The following is a 19274-nucleotide window of genomic DNA, read 5'->3' on the forward strand; positions in this document are numbered from 1 at the left end:
CGGCTCCGCTGTCAGTGGGCCGGCGGTGGTTGATCTGGCAGTGTCAGCCAGTCACTGCTGCGCCCTGCCTGGCGAACGCGTATCAGCCACTGGCCGTTTTCGTGGCGCAGCACCGCCCACGGCACCACCCCGGCGTTGCTGGCAACGGCAATCTCCAAGTGGTAATGATCCGGTAGCAGGTGGCGGCGCACAGGCAACTGCCCGTTCTCGAGTGCCAGGTACAGCTGATCGTCAGCCTGAAAAAGCCCTTGTTCGATGTTTACCGGCAGGCCGGCCACAGGCGTTTGCAGATAACAGTCCTGCAGTAATTGCGTCAGGTCGGGCAGCCCGTCGTACCAGAGCACCGGTGAGTCGATCACCCACTGCCCGTCGGCTTTGCGCTTGAGCGGTTGCTGCAGATAGGCATCTGGCTGGTCGGGGTCGATGGCCCGCCAGCGGTAGCCGTCGAAGCTGACCTGGTAGTAGCGGTTGTCGCTGTCCTTGACGAAATATAGCGACAGCCCACCAAACGCCGAGCTTTGCTCGTATACACCCTCACCGTAGATACCGTTTATGCGATACCGGAGGCTGCTGCTGTCCGGTTGCGCCTGGAAGCGTGCGGGCAGCGGCAGTGGCGGTTGTTTGGGTATTCCGCGCAGGGACCGGCGTAGCAATCTGGAACCGAGAAAACTGGTACCTGCATCGTTGAGGTGGCTAAGCGCCTGATAGGAATGCCGCATCACCCCTTCGACATCCTCTTGGTTGAAGGCCTCGATGCCGTCCAGGATATCGATTGCCATGCGGCCAATCGACAGCACCAGCAACGCGCGGTTGGGCAGCAGCAGGCTGATGAAATCCAGCAAACGCCAGCTCAGCGCCATGACCGACTCCGCATTCACTTCGCTGGTCGTCATGCTGTCGGCATCGGCCTGGGCGATCAGCGCCCGGGCCTCGGCCATGTAGTAGTCGAAGAAAAGGTCGTCTTTGACCTCGGGCGTGGTCAAATGCGTGCTCAGGCGCCCCTTGTCCAGCAACCGCTGCACCGTGGCGACAGGCAGCAATGGCAGGCGCTGGGCTACGTATGCTCTCAACGCGGGCTGTTGGCGCAATGTGCGAAGCAGTTCGCGGGTGGTGCGAAAACGGCGCCAGGCCCTGCGGTCCGGGGCATCCGGGGTGTACAGCACGCATGCTGGAGACTTGTAGGGGAGGCTGTTGAGCAGAAGCACGCCCTGCAGGGTATGGCCCATGATGTTCAACTGCCGAACAGTGACCGGGTAGCCTGCTACTGGCGCACGCAAGGCATTGTGTGGTTGGTCCAGCACTGCGCGCACCCAGTTGTAGCCATGTTCGAAAGGGTCTTCGCCAAAGTGTCCGGCGTAGCGCGCCTTGACTGCTTCAGCGTGCATGCGTGCACGGTTGACCTTGCTGTGCGCAGTCAGGCGCCATTTGCCCGCTCTGGAACTAATCAGTTGGGTGTGCAGGTACTTTGCGTAGCTGTCACCCACGTTCAGTTCCCGGACCATGTGCTTGATATACGGCGGCGTGAGCCCGGCGGGCATGGCTTTGCCGTGGGCATGGATCACCCGGGCAGTCAGCCAGTAGTCGGTATCGAACCACGGCAAGTTCTTGAGGGCGATCTCTTCGAGGGTGTTGATTTCCTCGACCATCTCCACCATCTCGTGGCCCACGCGTCGCATGCCTACATAGGTGACATAGGATGAGAGGGCGAAGGGATGCATGATGGCGCCCGTGCGGCGGGCGCGCACGACGATGATATTGATCTCGCGAGGGTCTGTGTCATACCCCAGGTCATGGCTCAGGCGCTCGCGAAGGCGTGCGTTGGCCCAGGCCAACAGGCTATTGCGTTGCTTGAAGTCGTCAAGGCTCAGCACTCCCGGGGCAGCAGCCTGCTCGGCGATTGCCACCAGCGTTTGCATTGCCTGCATCATATGGCTCAGGCCTTGCGCAGATGTATTGCGCAGCCAGTTGGGCAGGTGCTTCTCAAGCAATTGGGAGTAGCGTGTTTGCAGGATGGGTTTGGCGCCGACTTCGGGCCATAGCGCCAGGGCTTTATGTATTCGGGTGTGCTGGTCGGGTGAGCCGTTGCTCCACAAGCCGGTGTCACTCAGGCGTTGGCGTTGGGCTTCTATCACACTGTCGATCTGGGCCTCCAGCAGGCTGTCGGCGTACCAGTCATAGCGCAGGCGCTGTGACCGGCGAGCGCGGTCCGCCTGCGTATCAGTGTACAGATGCAGCAGCGGTCTGCTCTGGAGTGGGTCTTCCAGGCGTTCGCAAAGCTCCTGGTGCAGTGCGCCCAGGGAGTCGAAAGCCTCGATGCCTTGTGACAGGCTGCACAGCAAGGCAGCGCCTGCGGCATCCTGAGGAGTGAGCATAGGGCCTTCGGCGGTACCGGCAACGATGATCAGTGTGCCTGGCAGGTAGCTTCGCCAGTTGGGCCGTAGGCCTTCCAGCAGAACGCGGTAGACCTGTGGCCTTTTGGCCAGGGGCATATGCCTGCGCTGGGAGGGTAGTGGCTGTTGCAGGCAGGCCCATAATTGATCGGCTGAGCGGTAGCCCAAGGTCTCGTCGCCCAGGCGCAGTTCAACCTCGGCCAGCATCAGCGCCTTGCGCAGTGCCAGCAGCTTTTGTCTGGGGGTTTCACCATGCTCATCGGCCGTGGTCCAGAAGCTGGCCAGTTCGCCGTGCAGCCAGGTGCGTGTGTCGGGGTTGATGGATTGTTGAAGGTCGAGGGTCGGAAGGCCGTCGAGCAGGTCACCGATCTGTCGGTCGATCTGTTCCAGTTGTTCGAGGGGGCGCATGGGGCGGGTCCTTGGTTGAGGAAAACCCCATGCTTGGCAATACCTGCGGTTGCGGGGTGGTAGCGGGCTAGCGCCCCCGACGCCAGAGCAGCCCGCGCAGGCTCAGCAGGGCCGGCAGGCCCAGGCCAGCCCATGCCAGAACGTCCCAGCCACCGTCGCCGAGCAGGGCGGCGAACAGGCCCAGGAAGCCAAGCAGGGCAATCAACGCTGGCCAGGCGAAGAGGCGTGCCGTGGGTTGCGACCTGTGGCTCATGCGCGTGCGTCCCTGGGTTTACGCTGCTTGCCCCACCACAGGTAGAGGCCGCTACCGAGCACGATGATTGTCAGCACGTCCAGTAACGCCCAGAGGATCTGCATCGGTCGCCCGCCGTAATCGCCGAAATGCAGTGGCTGCGACAGGCCCATGGCATCCATGTACCAGGGACGGTCACCTACGGCAGTCACTGCCAGGGTGCGAGCATCGATCAGAACCGGCGTGAACAGGTGGGAACTCAGGTGGGTGGCACCGTTCATGAACACCGCATAGTGGTGCTCGCTGGAGAAACGCGTGCCTGGAAACGCGATGAAATCCGGGCGCATGCCGGGCGCGGCCTGCTCGGCAATTTCCAGCAGGCGAGTGGCTGGGGCGCGCTCGACGAGCGGCGGGGCGTCGCGGTAGGGGGCAACCATCGCAGCCAGGCTGTCGTTGCGCCAGGTCGCGATGACCAGGTCGGACAGGGCACTGATTACCCCGGTCACGCTCACCGTCAATGCCCAGGCCAGGGTGACCACGCCAATCAGGTTGTGCAGGTCGAGCCAGCGCAGGCGGCGGGATTTCTTGTGGCGTACGGTGCCGAATTCCAGGCGGCGCATGAACGGCGCATAGAGCACGGTGCCGGAGACAATCGCGACAATGAACAATACGCCCATGAAGGCCAGCAGCAGCTTGCCCGGCAGGCCTGCGAACATGTCCACATGCAGGCGCAGCATCACCATCATGAATCCACCATTGGCGGCCGGCATGGCCACCGCCTCGCCGGTGCGTGCATCGAGCATGAAGGTGTGCGACAGGTTGGGGTCGGTGCCGGCGGTGGCGGCGGTAATGGCGACCACGCCGTTGGGCTCGTCTTCATCGTAGCCGAAGTACTGCATGACCTCGCCGGGACGATGTTGTTCGGCCTTGAGCACCAGTTGCTGCAGGTCGAGGTGCGGGGTGCCTGGCGGCATTTCACGCAGTTCAGGGGCGTCGCCTAGCAGGTGTTCGAGTTCGTGGTGGAAGATCAGCGGCAGGCCGGTGACTGCCAGCAACAGCAGGAACAGGGTACAGACCAGGCTGCTCCAGGTGTGGATCAAGGACCAGCGGCGGATGGTGGGGCTCTTCATCACGGTACCGATTGTTGTCGGTTGGAACCCGGGGCCGCAAGGCGGCCCCAGCTCACTCAGAACTTGTAAGTGGCGCTGGCGACGACGCTGCGCTCATCGCCGTAGTAGCAGTAGTACGCGTCACAAGTAGAGAGGTAATCCTTGTTCAGCAGGTTGGTGGCGGTGACCGCGACCGACGCGCCCTTCAGGCTGCCGTTCAGGCGACCCAGGTCGTAATGCACCGACCCATCGAAGACGGTGTAGGCCTTGGCCTTGCCCAGGTAGGTATTGCCTTGGTCGCCGTAGGTATTGCCGGTATAACGCGCGCCCAGGCCGATGCCGAAGCCGTCGAGTACGCCCGAGTGCCAGGTGTAGTCGCCCCAGATGGACGCTTGCTGGTTAGGCATCAGTTGCAGGCGGTTACCTTTGAAATCGCCGTCCTGCACCTCGGACTTGGCCAGGGTGTAGGCGGCAATGACCTTCAGGTTGTCGGTCACATCGGAAACCGCTTCCAGCTCAAGGCCGCGGACTTTCACTTCACCGGTCTGGCTGGTGATGGTCACACCACCGACCGTGTTGGTGACCGAGACGTTTTTCTGAGTCAGGTCGTACACGGCTGCCGACAACAGGGTATTGGACCCCGGCGGCTGATACTTCACGCCCAGCTCCCACTGCTTGCCTTCGGTGGGCTTGAACGAGTCCGAGGCCGACACACTGGCATTGCTGGACGGCTGGAACGACTCGGCATAGGACAGGTACGGCACGAAGCCCGAATCGAACACGTAGCTGATGGCTGCGTTGCCGCTGAACTTCTTGTCCCGCTGGGTATTGGTGGCATCGCCCTGGTTGAAGAACTTGGTGCCGGTGTGCACCCAGTCTTCACGACCGCCCAGGGTCAGGCGCCAGTTACCAAGCGCCATCTGGTCCTGCACATACAGGCCGGTCTGACGGGTTTTCTGGTTGTAGTCGTAAAACGCGGTCGAGCGATCAGGGCGAGTGATCGGCAGCCCGTAGACCGGGTTGTTGACGTTGCTGTCCGGCACGTTGAAGTCGAAGATCGACAGGTAGTTGGTGTTGATGCGCTGGTGGTCCAGGCCGATCAACAGCGTGTGGTCGATGTCCCCGGTGGCGAAGTCTGCCTGGAAGTTGTTGTCCACCGCGAACTGGCTGATGTCTTCATCGGTGTTGGTGGACATGCGGCTGACAGTGCCATCGTCCTGCACCGGCGGCGAGCTCTTGTTGTAGCTGCCAGGGGTGATGGTCTGGAACGACAGGTCCGACTTGGTGTAGCGCAGGTTCTGGCGGAACTGCCAGACGTCATTGATGCGGTGTTCGAAGGCGTAACCCAGCGCGTAGTAAGTGCGGTCGTAGAACTCGTAATCCGGGTCACCCAGGTTCTTGTGGTGCGAGATCTTGCCGAACGGCATGTCGATCTTGGTGCCCTGGATGGGCCGGAACTGGCTGGTGGCACCGGTATCGTCACGGGTGAACTGGGTGAGGAAGGTCAGCGTCGTGTCTTCGTCGATGTTCCAGGTCAGGCTTGGGGCAATGTTGTAGCGCTTGTTGTCAATGTGGTCAATTTGCGTGCCACTGTCACGGATAACGCCACTGAGGCCATAGAGAAAGCGACCTTCATCGTCGATCTTGCCGGTGCTGGCGAAGTTGATCTGGCGATGGTTGTCGCTGCCGTATTGAAGCTCGATTTCGTGAGCGCTTTCCGCTTGCGGGCGGCGGCTGACCATGTCCAGCAGGCCGCCAGGTGGGGTCTGGCCGTAGATCGAAGAGGCCGGGCCGCGCAGCAGGGCGAGGCGGTCGAGGTTCCAGGTTTCGGCTTTCGGGTTGGCGTACACGCCGCGGGGCAGCGGCAGGCCATCGAGGAACTGCGTTGGCTCGAAGCCGCGCACGCGCATCCAGTCATAACGGGTGTCGCTGCCGAAGCTGGCGGAGACGATGCCTGGCATGTAGCGCACTGCATCATCCAGGCTGTGTACACCGCGGTCTTTCATTTGCTCGCGGGTGGCGACAGAGATGGAGCGGGGGACTTCCACAAGTGCCGTGTCAGTCTTGGTGCCAGCAGCGGTGCGCTTGGCCACGTAGCCTTCAACCGGGCCCCAGGCGCTTTCGCTGGCGCTGGGGGCATTCACGGTGGTTTCCGGCAAGGCCAGGGTGCCATCCGGCACGGCCACCAGGCTGTAGCTGCCCGCAGTGCTCTGCTGCAACTGCAGGCCGGTACCGCTGAGGGCGGCTTGCAGGGCGCCCAGGCCGTCGTATTGGCCGCTGACCGGGGCCGAGGTGCGGCCGCTGACCAGTGCCGGGTCGATGGCCAAGGCAATGCCGGCCTGGCTGGCGATCTGGTTGAGGGTGGTGGCCAGTGGCGCGCTGGGCAGGTTGTAGGCGCGCGACGTGGATTGCTCGGCGGCGAACAAGACAGGGCTGGTCAGCGGGGCAGCCAGGCCGATGGCCAGGGCCATCAGGCTGGGGCGCAGGATATGATCAACGGCACGGGACATGCGGCGGTTCCTCGACGGGTAAGTGCTTGCTGCTTCCTTGCCGAGCGAGATCTGAAAAGTGACAGGGCGAATCTGAAAAATATTGAGAATTATTTAAAAGGTATTTTGCCAGCACCGGCCTCTTCGCGGGTAAACCCGCTCCTACGACGACCCCGATGTGTGCCCACCACCGTGGTAGGAGCGGGTTTACCCGCGAATACGGTGGTGGCGGCAACGCTGAACGACTGGTGGAGATTGGCCAGCAGGCCCGGCCTCTTCGCGGGTGAACCCGCTCCTACGACGACCCCGATGTGTGCCCACCACCGTGGTAGGAGCGGGCTTACCCGCGAATACGGTGGCGGCGGCAACGGTGAACGGCTAGTGGAATTGGCCAGCAGGCCCGGCCTCTTCGCGGGTGAACCCGCTCCTACGACGACCCCGATGTGTGCCCACCACCGTGGTAGGAGCGGGTTTACCCGCGAATACGGTGGCGGCTGCAACGCTGAACGGCTAGCGGAGATTGGCCAGCAGGCCCGGCCTATTTGGAAGTGACGTTCACCCACCACTGGGTATGCCGCTCGATCTTCACCGGCAACGCCGGCACCAGCGAGGCCAGCGCCAGGTCGGTGTTGGTCAGCGGGAAGCTGCCGGTCACGCGCAGGTCGGCGACCTTGGCATCCACCCCGAGGTAGCCGCTGCGGTACTGGCCCAATGTGGCGAGCAGGTCGCCCAGGCGTACGTTGTCGACCACCAGCATGCCGCGGGTCCAGGCATCGGCACCGGCAGGCACCGTGCCAACCTCGCCGAGGCCATTGGCGTTCATCAACACCTGCTGGCCTTCGCGCAGCACCTGTTCGTCGCCGCTGTCATGCGGCATGGCGGCGACCGAGGCTTGCAGCACTTCCAGGCGCGTACCGCCGGCTTCGCGGCGCACCAGGAAGCGCGTGCCCAGTGGCCGCAAGCGACCGTCTTCAGTGCGTACCAGCAGCGGGCGCGGGTCCTGGTGGCCGGTTTCGACCGAGATTTCGCCCTGGTGCAGCACGATCACCCGTTGCGCGCCGGCGTAGTCGATGTCCACGGCGGTGTGGGTGTTCAGGCTCAGCAGTGTGCCGTCTTCCAGGCGCAAGGTGCGCAATTCACCCGTGGCGGTGCGCTGGTCGGCCAGCCAGTAGCTGGGTGCCAGCGACGGGGCGCCGACCCATGCCAGCAGCGCGCCGAGCAGAAATGTGCCGGCCAGCCCGCCGCCAACCTTGCCAATGCGTCGCCGCAGGCTGGCGCGCGATTGCAGCAGCGCCTGGCGTGCCGGGCCAGCCGCCGCGCTAACGCGTTGGTCCATGGCGCCGAGCTGGCGCCAGGCACGTGCGTGCTCTTCGCTGGCGGCATGCCAGCGCATGAATTCATTGCGTTCATCAGGCGTGCCGCTGCTGTCGCCAAGGCTGAGTTTCCAGGCAATCGCGGCTTCCAGGACCCGGGACGAAACCGGGAGGTTGCTCACGTCGGCTCCCCGTACAAGGCCACGTAGCACTGGCGCATGCCTTGGGCGATGTACTGGCGCACCCGCGATACCGAAACGCCAAGGCGCTCGCCAATTTCGGCATGGCCCATGCCGTCCAGACGGCTGTGCAGAAACGCCGCGCGAGCCTTGCTCGACAGCTTGCCGAGCAGGCGGTCGATGGCTTTGAGGTCTTCAAGGATCAGGTGCTGCATTTCTGGCGAGGGCTGTTCGGCTTCAGGGATCAGTGCCAGCTCGGCCAGGTAGGCCTGTTCCAGCGCGGCGCGGCGGAAGTGGTCGAACATCAGCCCCTTGGCCACGGCGGCCAGAAACGCGCGGGGTTCGCGGGGTGTGTCCAGTTGCTCACGACCAAGCAGGCGCACGAAGGTGTCCTGGCTCAGGTCTTCAGCACGTTGGCGGCAGGCCATGCTGCGTTGCAGCCAGGCGAGCAGCCAGCCGCGGTGGTCGCGGTACAGCGCACCGACCAGATCGGCGTGTGGGCTTTGTGCAGAAGACAAGCAGCGTCCCCCCGGAACGAATGCATTAACTAACGATAATTATTCGCGATTGTTGCAGAGGGGAGGGGGTGGGTGCAATGGACGCTTATCGGATCGCCATCATGGAAAAGGCTGAAGGGTATGCCTTGGAATTTTCAGTGCCTATCCCTACAAACCATGACTCTGCATCTTGCGCCGTCGCCATCCGCGCAACCGTTGCTCCAGCTGCAGCGGGCTGTCCAGCTGCTGGCGCCGGGCCTGGCTGAACAGGATCAGCGCCAGTTCTGCGGTCACCTGGGCATCGGCACTGGCATGATGGCGTTCTTCAACCTGCAAGCCAAACCGTGCAACCCAGTCATCCAGCCCTGCCTCGCGCAGCACGGTGTCGGGGTTGAGCATCGGCGCCAGCTCGGCGATATCGAGGAATGGCGACTGCAAGCGGTAACCCAGGCTCTCTTTCAGCGCACGCGCCAGCATGCGCTGGTCGAATGGCGCGTGAAACGCCAGCACCGGGCTGTTGCCAATGAAATCGAGCAAATCCAGCAGGGCCTCGGCCGGGTCGCAACCGGCAGCCAGGGCGCTGGGGCCCAAACCGTGGATCAGTACGCTGGCGTTGGTCTTCTGCAAAGGCCGGTGCAATGTGCGTTCGAACTGCTGGGCGAAGTCGATGGCACCGTCTTCGATGGCCACCGCCCCGATCGACAGTACCTGATCACGGTTGGGGTTGAGCCCGCTGGTTTCCAGGTCCAGCACCACCCAGCGCTGCTCGCGCAGGGTACATACCCCCAACGGCACGGGCTTGGGCAACCGGGCCAGGCGCTGGCGCTTGGCGTGGTCCAGCTCGGGCGCACTTGGGCGCAGCCAGGCGAACAGGCTCATAGCTGATACCGCAAGGCCAGGCTGCTTTGCAGGCGCTGAGCCTGGCGCAGGGATTCGCGCAGGATGCGCCGGTCCAGGTGGTTGAGGCTGTCCGGGTCGAGCCGGTTGGAGTAAGGCAGGTTGTCGCGTATCTGGCGCTGGTGCTGCTGCATGCGGGTTTGCTGGATGAAGTGGTAGGCCTCTTCATAGGCGGCGCCGTCCAACGGTTCGATCACGCCCTTGGCTACCAGTTGGCGCAGGCGCTCCAGGGTATTGCAGGCAGCTATGCCATTGGCCAGGGCCAGCAAACGGGCACCATCCACGAAGGGCGTCAGGCCCTGGACCTTGAGGTCGAGGGTCGCCGCCTTGTCGTTGCCCTGGCGTGTCAGCACGAACTCGCGCAACCGGCCCACCGGCGGGCGTTGGCGCAGGGCGTTGTCAGCCATCATGCGCTGGAAGATGCGGTTGTCGGCTACCTGTGCCAGCAGGCCCTGGCGCAGCTGCTCGCAGCCTTGCTCGTCGCCCCACACTACACGCAGGTCGAAGTAGATGCTCGAGCCCAGCAGGTTCTCCGGGCTGGCTTCGCGAACAAACCCGGCAAAGCGCCGCGCCCACTCGCTGCGCGACAGGCACAGTTCGGGGTTGCCGGCCATGACGTTACCCATGCACAGGGTGAAACCGCACTGGGCCAGGCATTGGTTGATGTATTGCGCCAGCGGCAGCAGGCGAGCGCGGATCGCGTCGGCCTCGGCGCCGTCGACTGCTTCGAAGAGGATGCCGTTGTCCTGGTCGGTGTGCAGGGTCTGCTCGCGTCGCCCTTCGCTGCCAAAGCACAGCCAGCTGAACGGCACGCCCGGGTCGCCACGTTCGGCCAGGGCCAGTTCGATGACCCGGCACACGGTATGGTCGTTGAGCAAAGTAATGATCTGGGTGATCTGCGTCGACGATGCGCCATGGGCCAGCATGCGTTCCACAAGCTGGCTGATTTCGCCGCGCAGTGAAACCAACGTATCCAGGCGTGGCGCATGGCGTATGGTGCGCGCCAGGTGAACCAGATCGACCCGTTGCAGGGAGAACAGGTCGCGCTCGGAAACCACGCCGCACAGGCGCCGGTTTTCCACCAGGCATACATGGGCAATATGCCGCTCGGTCATGGCCATGGCGGCGTCGAAGGCGCTGGCCTGGGGTGGGAGGTAGAACGGTTTGGCGGTCATGTGCCGGTCGATGGCGGCGCCCAGGTCTGCATCTATTGTCGCCACCACCTGGCGCAGGTCGCGCAAGGTGAAGATACCGATGGGGTAGCGCTGCGGGTCGACCACCACGATGCTGCCTACCTGTTGCTCGTGCATCAGCCGCACGGCTTCGCGCAGGGGCGTATCGGCGCTGCACACCACCGGGTGACGCATGGCCAGTTCACCCAGGGGGGTGTTCAGCGAGTACTGGGTACCAAGGGTTTCCACAGCGCGCTGGCGTACTTGCTGGTTGACCTGATCAAGCAGGCTGCTGACACCGCGCAGGGCAAAATCCCGAAACACATCAGACATCGAGAACACGCGGATGAATGCGGCCTTGTTCAGTTGCAGGCAGAAGGTGTCTTCCCCGGCCAGGTGCTCGGTGCGGGTTGCCCGCTCACCCAGCAGGGCTGCCAGCGGGAAGCACTCGCCGCTGGTGATCTCGAACGTGGTCTCGACGCCTGGTTTGGCCAGGTGCTGGCGCTCGCCAACCACGCGGCCCTGCTTGACGATGTAGAAGTGCTCGACCGGCCCGTCGGCAGGTTTGACGATGCTTTCACCGCAGGCGTAGAAGCGCAGCTGGCACTGCTCGACCAAGAAGGCCAGGTGGCTGTGCTCCATTTGGTTGAACGGCGGAAAGCGCTGCAGGAACTGCAATGTGCCTTGGATGTTTTGCAGTACCGCTGTCTTGCCCGCCTGGCTGTAGGCGTCCTTTTTGCTCATGAAACTGACCGTATCGCTATGCCGAACTATATATATCTATATATAGGTACCGGCCATGTTGTTCTCTGCCTCCATGGTCGGCTTGCGGCGGGGTGGTGCCCATTGGACGTAAGTCTATGAGCGCCCTTGTCAAAGACCCGACGAAAGGCGAAACGGGTTACGCAAGTAATGCGGTCCTAATGCTGAAGCGGAATTATTTTGACGAGACAAGCATGCCTGAGCACACCGACATCCTGAGCGACGCCGAGCGCGAGGCCTTGGCCGTGATAAACCAAAGTGCGCCTGTGGCAGCCAGACCGTTGGTGCTGGTGGTGGATGACAACGCGGTTAACCGGGAGGCGCTGATCCTGTACCTGAAAAGCCGGGGCATCGATGCGGTGGGGGCGGATGGGGCCGAGGAAGCCAGGTTGTACCTGCACTACCAGAAGCGTATCGGCTTGATGATTACCGATTTGCGCATGCAGCCTGAAAGTGGGCTGGACTTGATCAGGACAATTCGCGCGTCGGAGCGGGCGGCGTTGTCGATCATTGTGGTGTCGGGCGACACCGATGTGGAAGAAGCAGTGGATGTGATGCACCTGGGCGTGGTGGATTTCCTGCTCAAGCCGGTGGATTTGGGCAAGCTGTTGGAGCTGGTGAAGAGAGAATTGAAAATGGATTGATGCGCAGTGGGGGCCGCAAAACGGCCCCCTTGGCGCAGATGTTACTTACAACCCGTTACGCGCCTTGAACTCGCGGCGACGGCGGTGCAGTACCGGCTCGGTATAACCGTTCGGTTGCTTGCCACCTTCCACTACCAGTTCCACAGCCGCCTGGAACGCCACGTTGTCGTCGAAGTTCGGCGCCATCGGGCGGTACAGGGCGTCGCCAGCGTTCTGCTGATCGACCACCACGGCCATGCGCTTGAGGCTTTCCAGCACCTGTTCCTGGCTGACCACGCCGTGGCGCAGCCAGTTGGCCAGCAGCTGGGCAGAGATGCGCAGGGTGGCACGGTCTTCCATCAGGCCGACGTTGTTGATGTCCGGCACCTTCGAGCAACCCACGCCCTGGTCGATCCAGCGCACCACATAGCCGAGAATGCCCTGGGCGTTGTTGTCCAGCTCGTTGCGGATCTCTTCGGCCGACCAGTTGGTGTCGGCAGCCAGCGGGATGGCCAGAATGTCGTCCACCGACGCCGGGGTACGTGAAGCCAGTTCACGCTGGCGCGCCTGTACGTCCACCTTGTGGTAGTGCAGGGCGTGCAGGGTGGCGGCAGTTGGCGACGGTACCCAGGCGGTGTTGGCACCGGCCAGTGGGTGGGCGATCTTCTGCTCGAGCATGGCGGCCATCAGGTCAGGCATGGCCCACATGCCTTTGCCGATCTGCGCACGGCCTTGCAGGCCGGTGGCCAGGCCAACGTCGACGTTGTTGTTTTCGTAGGCGCCGATCCACTTCTCGTTCTTCATGGCACCTTTGCGCACCACGGCGCCGGCTTCCATCGAGGTGTGGATTTCATCGCCAGTGCGGTCAAGGAAACCGGTGTTGATGAACGCCACGCGCTCGGCGGCTGCCTTGATGCAGGATTTGAGGTTGACCGTGGTACGGCGTTCCTCGTCCATGATGCCGACCTTGACTGTGTTGCGCGGCATGCCCAGCAGGTCTTCGACCTGGCTGAAGATCTCGGCGGCGAAGGCCACTTCCTCAGGGCCGTGCATCTTCGGCTTGACGATGTACACGCTGCCGCTGCGGGTATTCTTGCGGCTAGTGTTACCGTTGAGGTTGTGCAGGGCGATCAGGTTGGTGAACAGCCCGTCCTGGATACCTTCGGGGATTTCGTTGCCTTGGGCATCGAGGATCGCCGGGTTGGTCATCAGGTGGCCAACGTTGCGCACGAACAGCAACGAACGACCGTGCAGGGTCACGCTGCCGCCGTTAGGCGCCGCGTACTCGCGGTCCGGGTTCATGGTGCGGGTGAAGGTTTTGCCACCCTTGCTCACGCTTTCGGCCAAGTCGCCTTTCATCAAGCCCAGCCAGTTGCGGTAGACGATGACTTTGTCGTCAGCGTCTACGGCTGCAACCGAGTCTTCGCAGTCCATGATGGTGGTCAGTGCCGACTCCATCAGGATGTCTTTGACGCCAGCGGCGTCGGTGCTGCCGACGGGGGTGCTGGCATCGACCTGGATTTCGAAGTGCAGGCCGTTGTGCTTGAGCAGCACGGCAGTGGGCGCGGCGGCGTCGCCGTGGAAGCCGATCAGTTGCGCATCGTCGCGCAGGCCAGTGTTGCTGCCGCCTTTCAGGGCAACAACCAGCTTGCCGCCTTCGATGCGATAGCCCGTGGAGTCGACGTGCGAGCCGGCGGCCAGTGGCGCGGCTTCGTCGAGGAAGGCGCGGGCGAAGGCGATGACCTTGTCGCCGCGCACCTTGTTGTAACCCTGGCCTTTTTCGGCGCCGCCTTCATCGCTGATGGCATCGGTGCCGTACAGGGCGTCGTACAGCGAACCCCAGCGGGCGTTGGCGGCGTTCAGGGCGAAGCGGGCGTTCATCACCGGCACCACCAGTTGCGGGCCGGCCATGTGGGCGATTTCTTCGTCCACGTTCTGGGTGGTGGCCTGGAAATCGTCGGCTTGTGGCAGCAGGTAGCCGATTTCCTGGAGGAATGCTTTGTAGGCTGCGGCGTCGTGGGCCTGGCCTTTGCGTGCCTGGTGCCAGGCGTCGATCTTGGCTTGCAGCTCGTCGCGCTTGGCGAGCAGGGCTTTGTTCTTTGGAGCGAGGTCATTGATGATCTTCTCTGCACCCGCCCAGAACTGCTCGGCGACGATGCCGGTCCCGGGGATGGCTTCGTTGTTCACGAAGTCGTACAGGACCTTGGCGACCTGAAGGCCACCGACTTGAACGTATCCAGTCATTGCTTGCCTCACTCTGCTCAGCTATTTCGCTCTTCTGTATTAAGCCTGTAGCGCTTCTCTAAACACGGCACCAGTGCATGCCCCCGGGGTTGCTTGGGGGCGGCTGGGTGCGGCCTGCCAGACAGGCTGGCGGGCAGTGTGCGTATTTTCACAGGCGCCTTGGCAGACATCCAAACGACGTTTTGTAGTCCGCGCCACGGGATACTACATGAAGCAGTAGGCGGGGCAAAATCAGACTAAAAGCGCCGTTATGCGACCCGTTGGTCGCGTATGGTCACGCTGGGAGTAGGTATGTTCGCAAAAAACAGGTGGATTGTTCCAGATAAATCTTGAAACAGTACACGATTGGCTGTGCAGATTGCCCTGCGGCAGGTTGCCGCGCCTTGCCTATACTGACTCGATCCCCCGATTTTCTGCCGCCCGGCGCGGTCCGACACGAGGAAGGGCTTGTGGATCATCTTGTACTGACTGTAATTGCCCCTGACAAGGCCGGCCAGGTCGAACGTATTGCCCAGTGCATCGCCGACCACAGTGGTAACTGGCTGGAAAGCCGCATGTCGCGTATGGCCGGGCAGTTTGCTGGCATTCTGCGGGTGGCGGTGCCGGCAGAGAATTACGCCGAGCTTGTGGCCTCGCTGCAGGGGCTGGCCAGGTATGACATTCGCGTGCTGATCGCCGAGAGCGGGATTGAGCCGTCGTGCACCTGGAAGCCAATTGCCATGGAGCTGGTGGGTAACGACCGGCCGGGGATCGTGCGGGACATTACCCGCTTGCTGGCTGAGCTGCAGGTAAACGTCGAGCGGTTTTCCACAGAAGTGCGGCCGGCGCCGATGAGCAGTGAGCCGTTGTTCCACGCCGACGCATTGCTGGCGTTGCCGTTGACCTTGCCGCTGGAAGAACTGCAGCAGCGGCTGGAGAGCCTGGCGGATGACTTGATGGTGGAGTTGAAGCTGCGGGCAGAGGATTGATCAGCGATTGCCGGGGCCGCTTTGCGGCCCAATCGCGACACAAGGCTCCCACATGGTCCTGCGTACACCGGACAAATGTGGGGCGGCCTTTTGTTGCGAGGCGGCCATCTGCGGTTATCCCGATATCACGGGGAAGGCCCTGTGGATAACCTGGGGGTGTACCTCTCCAGCCCAGGTATCACGTGCCTTGTACTGTTTTGCTCAAAAAATGCCCAATTATCAGCAGCTTGTGCACAAAGCGCGGGGACGAGGGTGTGGATAACCTATGGAGATGTCTCTGCAGGCCAGGCGCTACATGACCTGCAGAGTTTTGATCGTTTTCTGATCAGCTACGTTTGCGCAAGTTCAGCCATGCATCGACGCTGTATATCGCCAAACCTGCCCAGATGAACATGAAGGCCGCCAGGGTGCTCGACGACAAATGCTCATCGAACAGCACTACGGCCTGCAACAGCACCAAGGTCGGCGCCAGGTACTGCAGGAAGCCCAGCGTGGTGTACGGCAGGTGCCGTGCGGCGGCGTTGAAGCATACCAGCGGCACCAGCGTCACCGGCCCGGCCGCCATCAGCCACAGCGCCTCGCTGCTGGTATAGAACGCGCCCTGGGCACTCATCGCGGCCGGGTGCAGCAGCAGCCAGCCAAGGGCCAGTGGTACCAGCATCCAGGTTTCCACCACCAGGCCGGGCAGTGCCGCCACCGGTGCCTGCTTACGGATCAGCCCATAGAAGCCAAAGCTCAACGCCAGTACCAGTGACACCCACGGCAGGCTGCCCACTTGCCACACCTGCTGCGCCACACCCACGGCAGCCATGCCCACCGCCAGCCATTGCAGGCGGCGCAGGCGCTCGCCAAGAATCAGCATGCCCAGCAGTACGTTGATCAGCGGGTTGATGTAATAGCCCAGGCTGGCCTCGAGCATACGGCCGTTGTTCACCGACCACACGTAGGTCAGCCAGTTACCGGCGATCAGTGCCCCGCTCAGTGCCAGGATGCCCAGCCGGCGCGGGTTGTTGCGCAGTTCACGCCACCAGCCGGGGTGTTTCCACACCAGTAGCAGCAGCGAGCCGAACAGTGCTGACCAGAGCACCCGGTGGACAATGATCTCCACCGCCGGGACGCTCTGGATTGCCTTGAAGTAGAGGGGGAAAAGGCCCCAGATGATGTAGGCGCTCAAGCCCAGTATGTACCCGCGACGCGGGTTTGCGGCGTGCATGCAGAATCCTTGCTTAGGTTGCTAAATAAAGCGACGCCTATTGTAGACAGAGGCGGGCGTGCTTCTAGAACAATTTCAGCGGAGCTTCATCCAGCGCAGCCATCTGTTCGCGCAAGGCGAGAACCTGGTCGCCCCAGTAGCGTGGCTGGCCGAACCAAGGGAAGCTGGGCGGGAACGCCGGGTCGTCCCAACGCCTTGCCAGCCAGGCGCTATAGTGCAGCTGGCGCAGGGCGCGCAGGGGCTCGATCAGGGCCAGTTCGCGCGGGTCGAAGTCGTGGAACTCGTTGTAGCCGTCGATCAGCTCGGCCAGTTGCCCCAGGCGCTCCTCGCGGTTGCCGGCCAGCATCATCCACAGGTCTTGCACCGCTGGGCCCATGCGGCAATCGTCGAGGTCGACCACGTGATACACCTCGTCACGGTGCATCAGGTTGCCGGGGTGCAGGTCGCCGTGCAGGCGAATGAGCTGGTGTGGTGTGCGAGCGTAGATGTCCTCCACCCGCTTGAGCAGATCGCGGGCCACGGACTCGAACGCCGGCAGCAGTTCACGTGGGACAAAATTACCCTCCAGCAAGGTGTTCAGCGAGGCGTGGCCAAAGTTGTCCACAGCCAGTGCCTCGCGGTGCTTGAACGGTTTGCTGGCGCCCACGGCATGCAGGCGGCCAAGTAACTGGCCCAGGCGATACAACTGGTCGAGGTTGCCAGGTTCGGGGGCGTGGCCGCCGCGACGGGGGAACAGCGTGAAGCGAAAGCCCTTGTGTTCGAACAAGGTGCGGTCATCGTGCTGCATGGGCGCAACCACCGGGACTTCACAGTCGGCGAGTTCGGCCGTGAAGGCGTGTTCTTCAAGGATGGCTGCATCGCTCCAGCGGCCTGGGCGGTAGAACTTGGCAATCAGCGGCTGCGCGTCTTCGATGCCCACCTGGTACACGCGGTTCTCGTAGCTGTTCAGCGCCAGCACCCGAGCGTCGCTGAGAAAGCCCAGGCTTTCCACTGCGTCCAGGACCAGGTCGGGGGTGAGGGTGTCGAAGGGGTGGGACATGGTGGCTCCGGAGGGTAAGCGGCGTGGGGACATGGTACCGCTTTATACCGGTGCCGGCCCCTTCGCGGGCGTGCCCGCACATTACGGCCCAGATGCATCGGGTGGTGCGGTCCCTGTGGGAGCGGGCAAGCCCGCGAACCGCGCACCGCACGGCCAGACTATGCGGGAACCCCGATCAACACATAAGACGGGTGAAACTGCACCCGCACCACACTGCCATCCACGACCTGCTGGGCAGCCAACCAGTGCGCATCAGCCATTGCACACAGGGTCTGCCCGTTGCCTAACGCCAGCCTGACTTCACTGGGCCCATCGACCTCTGCCAGCACTTCCTCCACCTTCGTGCAAAGGCAATTGCTCCCCGCTTCGGCCTCTTCCCCCTCCGCCAACAAGCGCACCCACCCGGCCTTTAGCAGCGCCACCACCATCGTTCCCGGTGTCAGCTCCAGGCGCGCCGTGCTGTCGTGGGTGATCAGTGCATCGATCTCCAGCCCGCCACCCAATGCCAGGCTGACGCGGTCATACCGGCCTTCAGGGCGCAGGCCGCTGACCTGGCCCTGCAACTGGTTGCGCGCACTGGTGCGCAGCATCAGGCGCCCGAGCAGGTCGAGGTCGCCGGATTCTTCGGCGGCTTCAAGGATTTGTGCCTGCAGGGCCTGCAGCCTTTGGTACAGGCGCAACACCCGCTCGCCTTCCGCCGACAAGTGCGCACCGCCACCGCCGCGGCCACCGGTGCTGCGCTTGACCAAGGGCTGGCTGGCCAGGTTGTTGAGCTCGTCAATGGCATCCCAGGCCGCCTTGTAGCTGATACCCGCGGCCTTGGCGGCGCGGGTGATCGAGCCTTGTTCGGCAATGTGCTGCAGCAGCGCGATGCGCTGTGGGCGGCGGGCGATGTGCTGGGTGAGAACGGGGGGTAGGGACATGGGTATTCCGTATACAAGGGTGCTTTACAAATGGGCAGGTCGCGCCTGGTCATACATACCCCGGTTTGGGCGTACGTGCCAGGCAATACACATCCACCCGCCGCGCACCTGCCTTGCGCAGTGCCTGGGCGATAGCCTGCGCAGTGGCACCGGTGGTCAACACATCATCGACGATGGCGACATGCTTGCCTTCCAGTTCGCCCTGTACCGCGAACGCCTGGCGCAAATTGCGCCGCCGTGCCTTGGCGCCCAGATGTTGCTGTGCCGGTGTCTCGCGGGTGCGGGCCAGCAAACGCTCGTTGCAGGTTACCCCGACGTGCGACGACAACCACCGCCCAAGCATCCCCGCCTGGTTGAACCCCCGCTCGCGCAGTCGACGCCTGGCCAAAGGCACAGGCAACAGCAGGTCAGGGCGAGGCAACCCTTCGGCATAGCGATACTGCAGCCCCTGCCCCAGCAGCTCAGCCATCAGGCGCCCCAAAGGCCATTGGCGATTGTGCTTGAAACGGCTGATCAACGTGTCCACCGGAAAGCCGAAATGCCACAGGGCAATGACCTGATCGAAGGCCGGCAAGCAGCGGCCACACGGGGCGCAGGTCAAGCCGGCCATGGGCAAGGGCAGGGCGCAATGCTGGCACTGATCACCCAGCCAGGGCAGCGCCTGTTCGCAGGTGATGCACAGCGGGTAATGCTGCTCGGCAGGTTCATCGCATAACAAGCACATCTGATTAATAAGTGAGCACTTGTAAACCAGTCGCTTCCAGTGCAGTTGACAGTTCATAGGCCTTCCATGACTATGCGAGCTATCCGTGATGC

General features: G+C 63.0%; 15 protein-coding genes. 2 read left to right on the forward strand and 13 right to left on the reverse strand.

Annotated features, from left to right (window positions below; translation table 11 throughout):
* Positions 1-11 precede the first annotated feature (11 nt).
* From ACI7M0_RS01660 to ACI7M0_RS01695, 8 genes are all read right to left on the reverse strand, one after another.
* Positions 12-2798 (reverse strand): dermonecrotic toxin domain-containing protein, encoded by a 2787-nt coding sequence (locus ACI7M0_RS01660; RefSeq protein WP_129932094.1) that lies wholly within the window; start codon positions 2796-2798, stop codon positions 12-14.
* Positions 2799-2865: 67 nt separating this feature from the next.
* On the reverse strand, positions 2866-3051 hold the full coding sequence (locus ACI7M0_RS01665; RefSeq protein WP_014860432.1) for a hypothetical protein: 186 nt from the start codon (positions 3049-3051) through the stop codon (positions 2866-2868).
* Complete coding sequence (locus ACI7M0_RS01670; protein WP_129932095.1) at positions 3048-4160, reverse strand: PepSY domain-containing protein; 1113 nt, start codon at positions 4158-4160, stop codon at positions 3048-3050. Before ACI7M0_RS01670 ends, ACI7M0_RS01665 begins: the two co-directional genes overlap by 4 nt.
* Before the next feature lie 56 nt (positions 4161-4216).
* A complete protein-coding gene (locus tag ACI7M0_RS01675; RefSeq protein ID WP_104960644.1) occupies positions 4217-6649 on the reverse strand; it encodes a TonB-dependent siderophore receptor in 2433 nt (810 codons plus the stop codon).
* Between the two features lie 517 nt (positions 6650-7166).
* Positions 7167-8123 carry a FecR domain-containing protein gene (locus tag ACI7M0_RS01680; protein ID WP_020192758.1) on the reverse strand — a complete coding sequence of 319 codons (957 nt, stop codon included), beginning with the start codon at positions 8121-8123 and terminating at the stop codon, positions 7167-7169.
* On the reverse strand, positions 8120-8638 hold the full coding sequence (locus ACI7M0_RS01685) for an RNA polymerase sigma factor (RefSeq protein ID WP_129933717.1): 519 nt from the start codon (positions 8636-8638) through the stop codon (positions 8120-8122). Before ACI7M0_RS01685 ends, ACI7M0_RS01680 begins: the two co-directional genes overlap by 4 nt.
* Positions 8639-8785: 147 nt before the next feature.
* The gene (locus tag ACI7M0_RS01690; RefSeq protein ID WP_104960646.1) at positions 8786-9496 is read right to left on the reverse strand and encodes a PolC-type DNA polymerase III; all 711 of its coding nucleotides are present in this window, start codon (positions 9494-9496) and stop codon (positions 8786-8788) included.
* The gene (locus ACI7M0_RS01695; protein ID WP_129933718.1) at positions 9493-11430 is read right to left on the reverse strand and encodes a putative nucleotidyltransferase substrate binding domain-containing protein; all 1938 of its coding nucleotides are present in this window, start codon (positions 11428-11430) and stop codon (positions 9493-9495) included. The genes ACI7M0_RS01690 and ACI7M0_RS01695 overlap by 4 nt, the downstream gene beginning before the upstream one ends.
* Positions 11431-11546: 116 nt before the next feature.
* Between ACI7M0_RS01695 and ACI7M0_RS01700 the strand changes: the two genes are divergently transcribed.
* On the forward strand, positions 11547-12092 hold the full coding sequence (locus ACI7M0_RS01700; RefSeq protein WP_129933719.1) for a response regulator: 546 nt from the start codon (positions 11547-11549) through the stop codon (positions 12090-12092).
* Positions 12093-12137: 45 nt separating this feature from the next.
* On the opposite strand, the gene ACI7M0_RS01705 is transcribed toward ACI7M0_RS01700, so the two are convergent.
* Positions 12138-14315: a malate synthase G gene (locus ACI7M0_RS01705; protein ID WP_104960648.1), complete on the reverse strand. Its 2178-nt coding sequence runs from the start codon at positions 14313-14315 to the stop codon at positions 12138-12140.
* A 449-nt stretch (positions 14316-14764) separates the two neighbouring features.
* Between ACI7M0_RS01705 and ACI7M0_RS01710 the strand changes: the two genes are divergently transcribed.
* A complete protein-coding gene (locus tag ACI7M0_RS01710; RefSeq protein ID WP_010951709.1) occupies positions 14765-15283 on the forward strand; it encodes a glycine cleavage system protein R in 519 nt (172 codons plus the stop codon).
* Positions 15284-15608: 325 nt separating this feature from the next.
* On the opposite strand, the gene rarD is transcribed toward ACI7M0_RS01710, so the two are convergent.
* The 4 genes from rarD to ACI7M0_RS01730 form a co-directional block, all read right to left on the reverse strand.
* Complete coding sequence (gene rarD / locus ACI7M0_RS01715) at positions 15609-16496, reverse strand: EamA family transporter RarD (protein WP_003255619.1); 888 nt, start codon at positions 16494-16496, stop codon at positions 15609-15611.
* 64 nt (positions 16497-16560) lie between these two features.
* Complete coding sequence (locus ACI7M0_RS01720; protein ID WP_129933720.1) at positions 16561-17535, reverse strand: serine/threonine protein kinase; 975 nt, start codon at positions 17533-17535, stop codon at positions 16561-16563.
* A gap of 158 nt (positions 17536-17693) precedes the next feature.
* The gene (locus ACI7M0_RS01725; protein ID WP_104960650.1) at positions 17694-18458 is read right to left on the reverse strand and encodes a TOBE domain-containing protein; all 765 of its coding nucleotides are present in this window, start codon (positions 18456-18458) and stop codon (positions 17694-17696) included.
* Between the two features lie 49 nt (positions 18459-18507).
* Entirely contained in the window at positions 18508-19239 is a 732-nt protein-coding gene (locus ACI7M0_RS01730; protein ID WP_129933721.1) for a ComF family protein, read from the reverse strand.
* Positions 19240-19274 lie beyond the last annotated feature (35 nt).

Origin of the sequence: Pseudomonas sp. 10(2024), assembly GCF_045164175.1 — a bacterium.
GTDB classification, from domain to species: Bacteria; Pseudomonadota; Gammaproteobacteria; order Pseudomonadales; family Pseudomonadaceae; genus Aquipseudomonas; species Aquipseudomonas alloputida.

What these genes read in the sequence shown, in the direction of transcription:
- ACI7M0_RS01700 (WP_129933719.1), top strand. Translation starts at nt 11,547, where the DNA reads ATGAGCGCCCTTGTCAAAGACCCGACGAAAGGCGAAACGGGTTACGCA.
- ACI7M0_RS01675 (WP_104960644.1), bottom strand. Translation starts at nt 6,649, where the DNA reads ATGTCCCGTGCCGTTGATCATATCCTGCGCCCCAGCCTGATGGCCCTG.
- ACI7M0_RS01705 (WP_104960648.1), bottom strand. Translation starts at nt 14,315, where the DNA reads ATGACTGGATACGTTCAAGTCGGTGGCCTTCAGGTCGCCAAGGTCCTG.
- ACI7M0_RS01690 (WP_104960646.1), bottom strand. Translation starts at nt 9,496, where the DNA reads ATGAGCCTGTTCGCCTGGCTGCGCCCAAGTGCGCCCGAGCTGGACCAC.
- rarD (WP_003255619.1), bottom strand. Translation starts at nt 16,496, where the DNA reads ATGCACGCCGCAAACCCGCGTCGCGGGTACATACTGGGCTTGAGCGCC.
- ACI7M0_RS01725 (WP_104960650.1), bottom strand. Translation starts at nt 18,458, where the DNA reads ATGTCCCTACCCCCCGTTCTCACCCAGCACATCGCCCGCCGCCCACAG.
- ACI7M0_RS01660 (WP_129932094.1), bottom strand. Translation starts at nt 2,798, where the DNA reads ATGCGCCCCCTCGAACAACTGGAACAGATCGACCGACAGATCGGTGAC.
- ACI7M0_RS01730 (WP_129933721.1), bottom strand. Translation starts at nt 19,239, where the DNA reads ATGAACTGTCAACTGCACTGGAAGCGACTGGTTTACAAGTGCTCACTT.
- ACI7M0_RS01695 (WP_129933718.1), bottom strand. Translation starts at nt 11,430, where the DNA reads ATGAGCAAAAAGGACGCCTACAGCCAGGCGGGCAAGACAGCGGTACTG.
- ACI7M0_RS01720 (WP_129933720.1), bottom strand. Translation starts at nt 17,535, where the DNA reads ATGTCCCACCCCTTCGACACCCTCACCCCCGACCTGGTCCTGGACGCA.
- ACI7M0_RS01665 (WP_014860432.1), bottom strand. Translation starts at nt 3,051, where the DNA reads ATGAGCCACAGGTCGCAACCCACGGCACGCCTCTTCGCCTGGCCAGCG.
- ACI7M0_RS01670 (WP_129932095.1), bottom strand. Translation starts at nt 4,160, where the DNA reads ATGAAGAGCCCCACCATCCGCCGCTGGTCCTTGATCCACACCTGGAGC.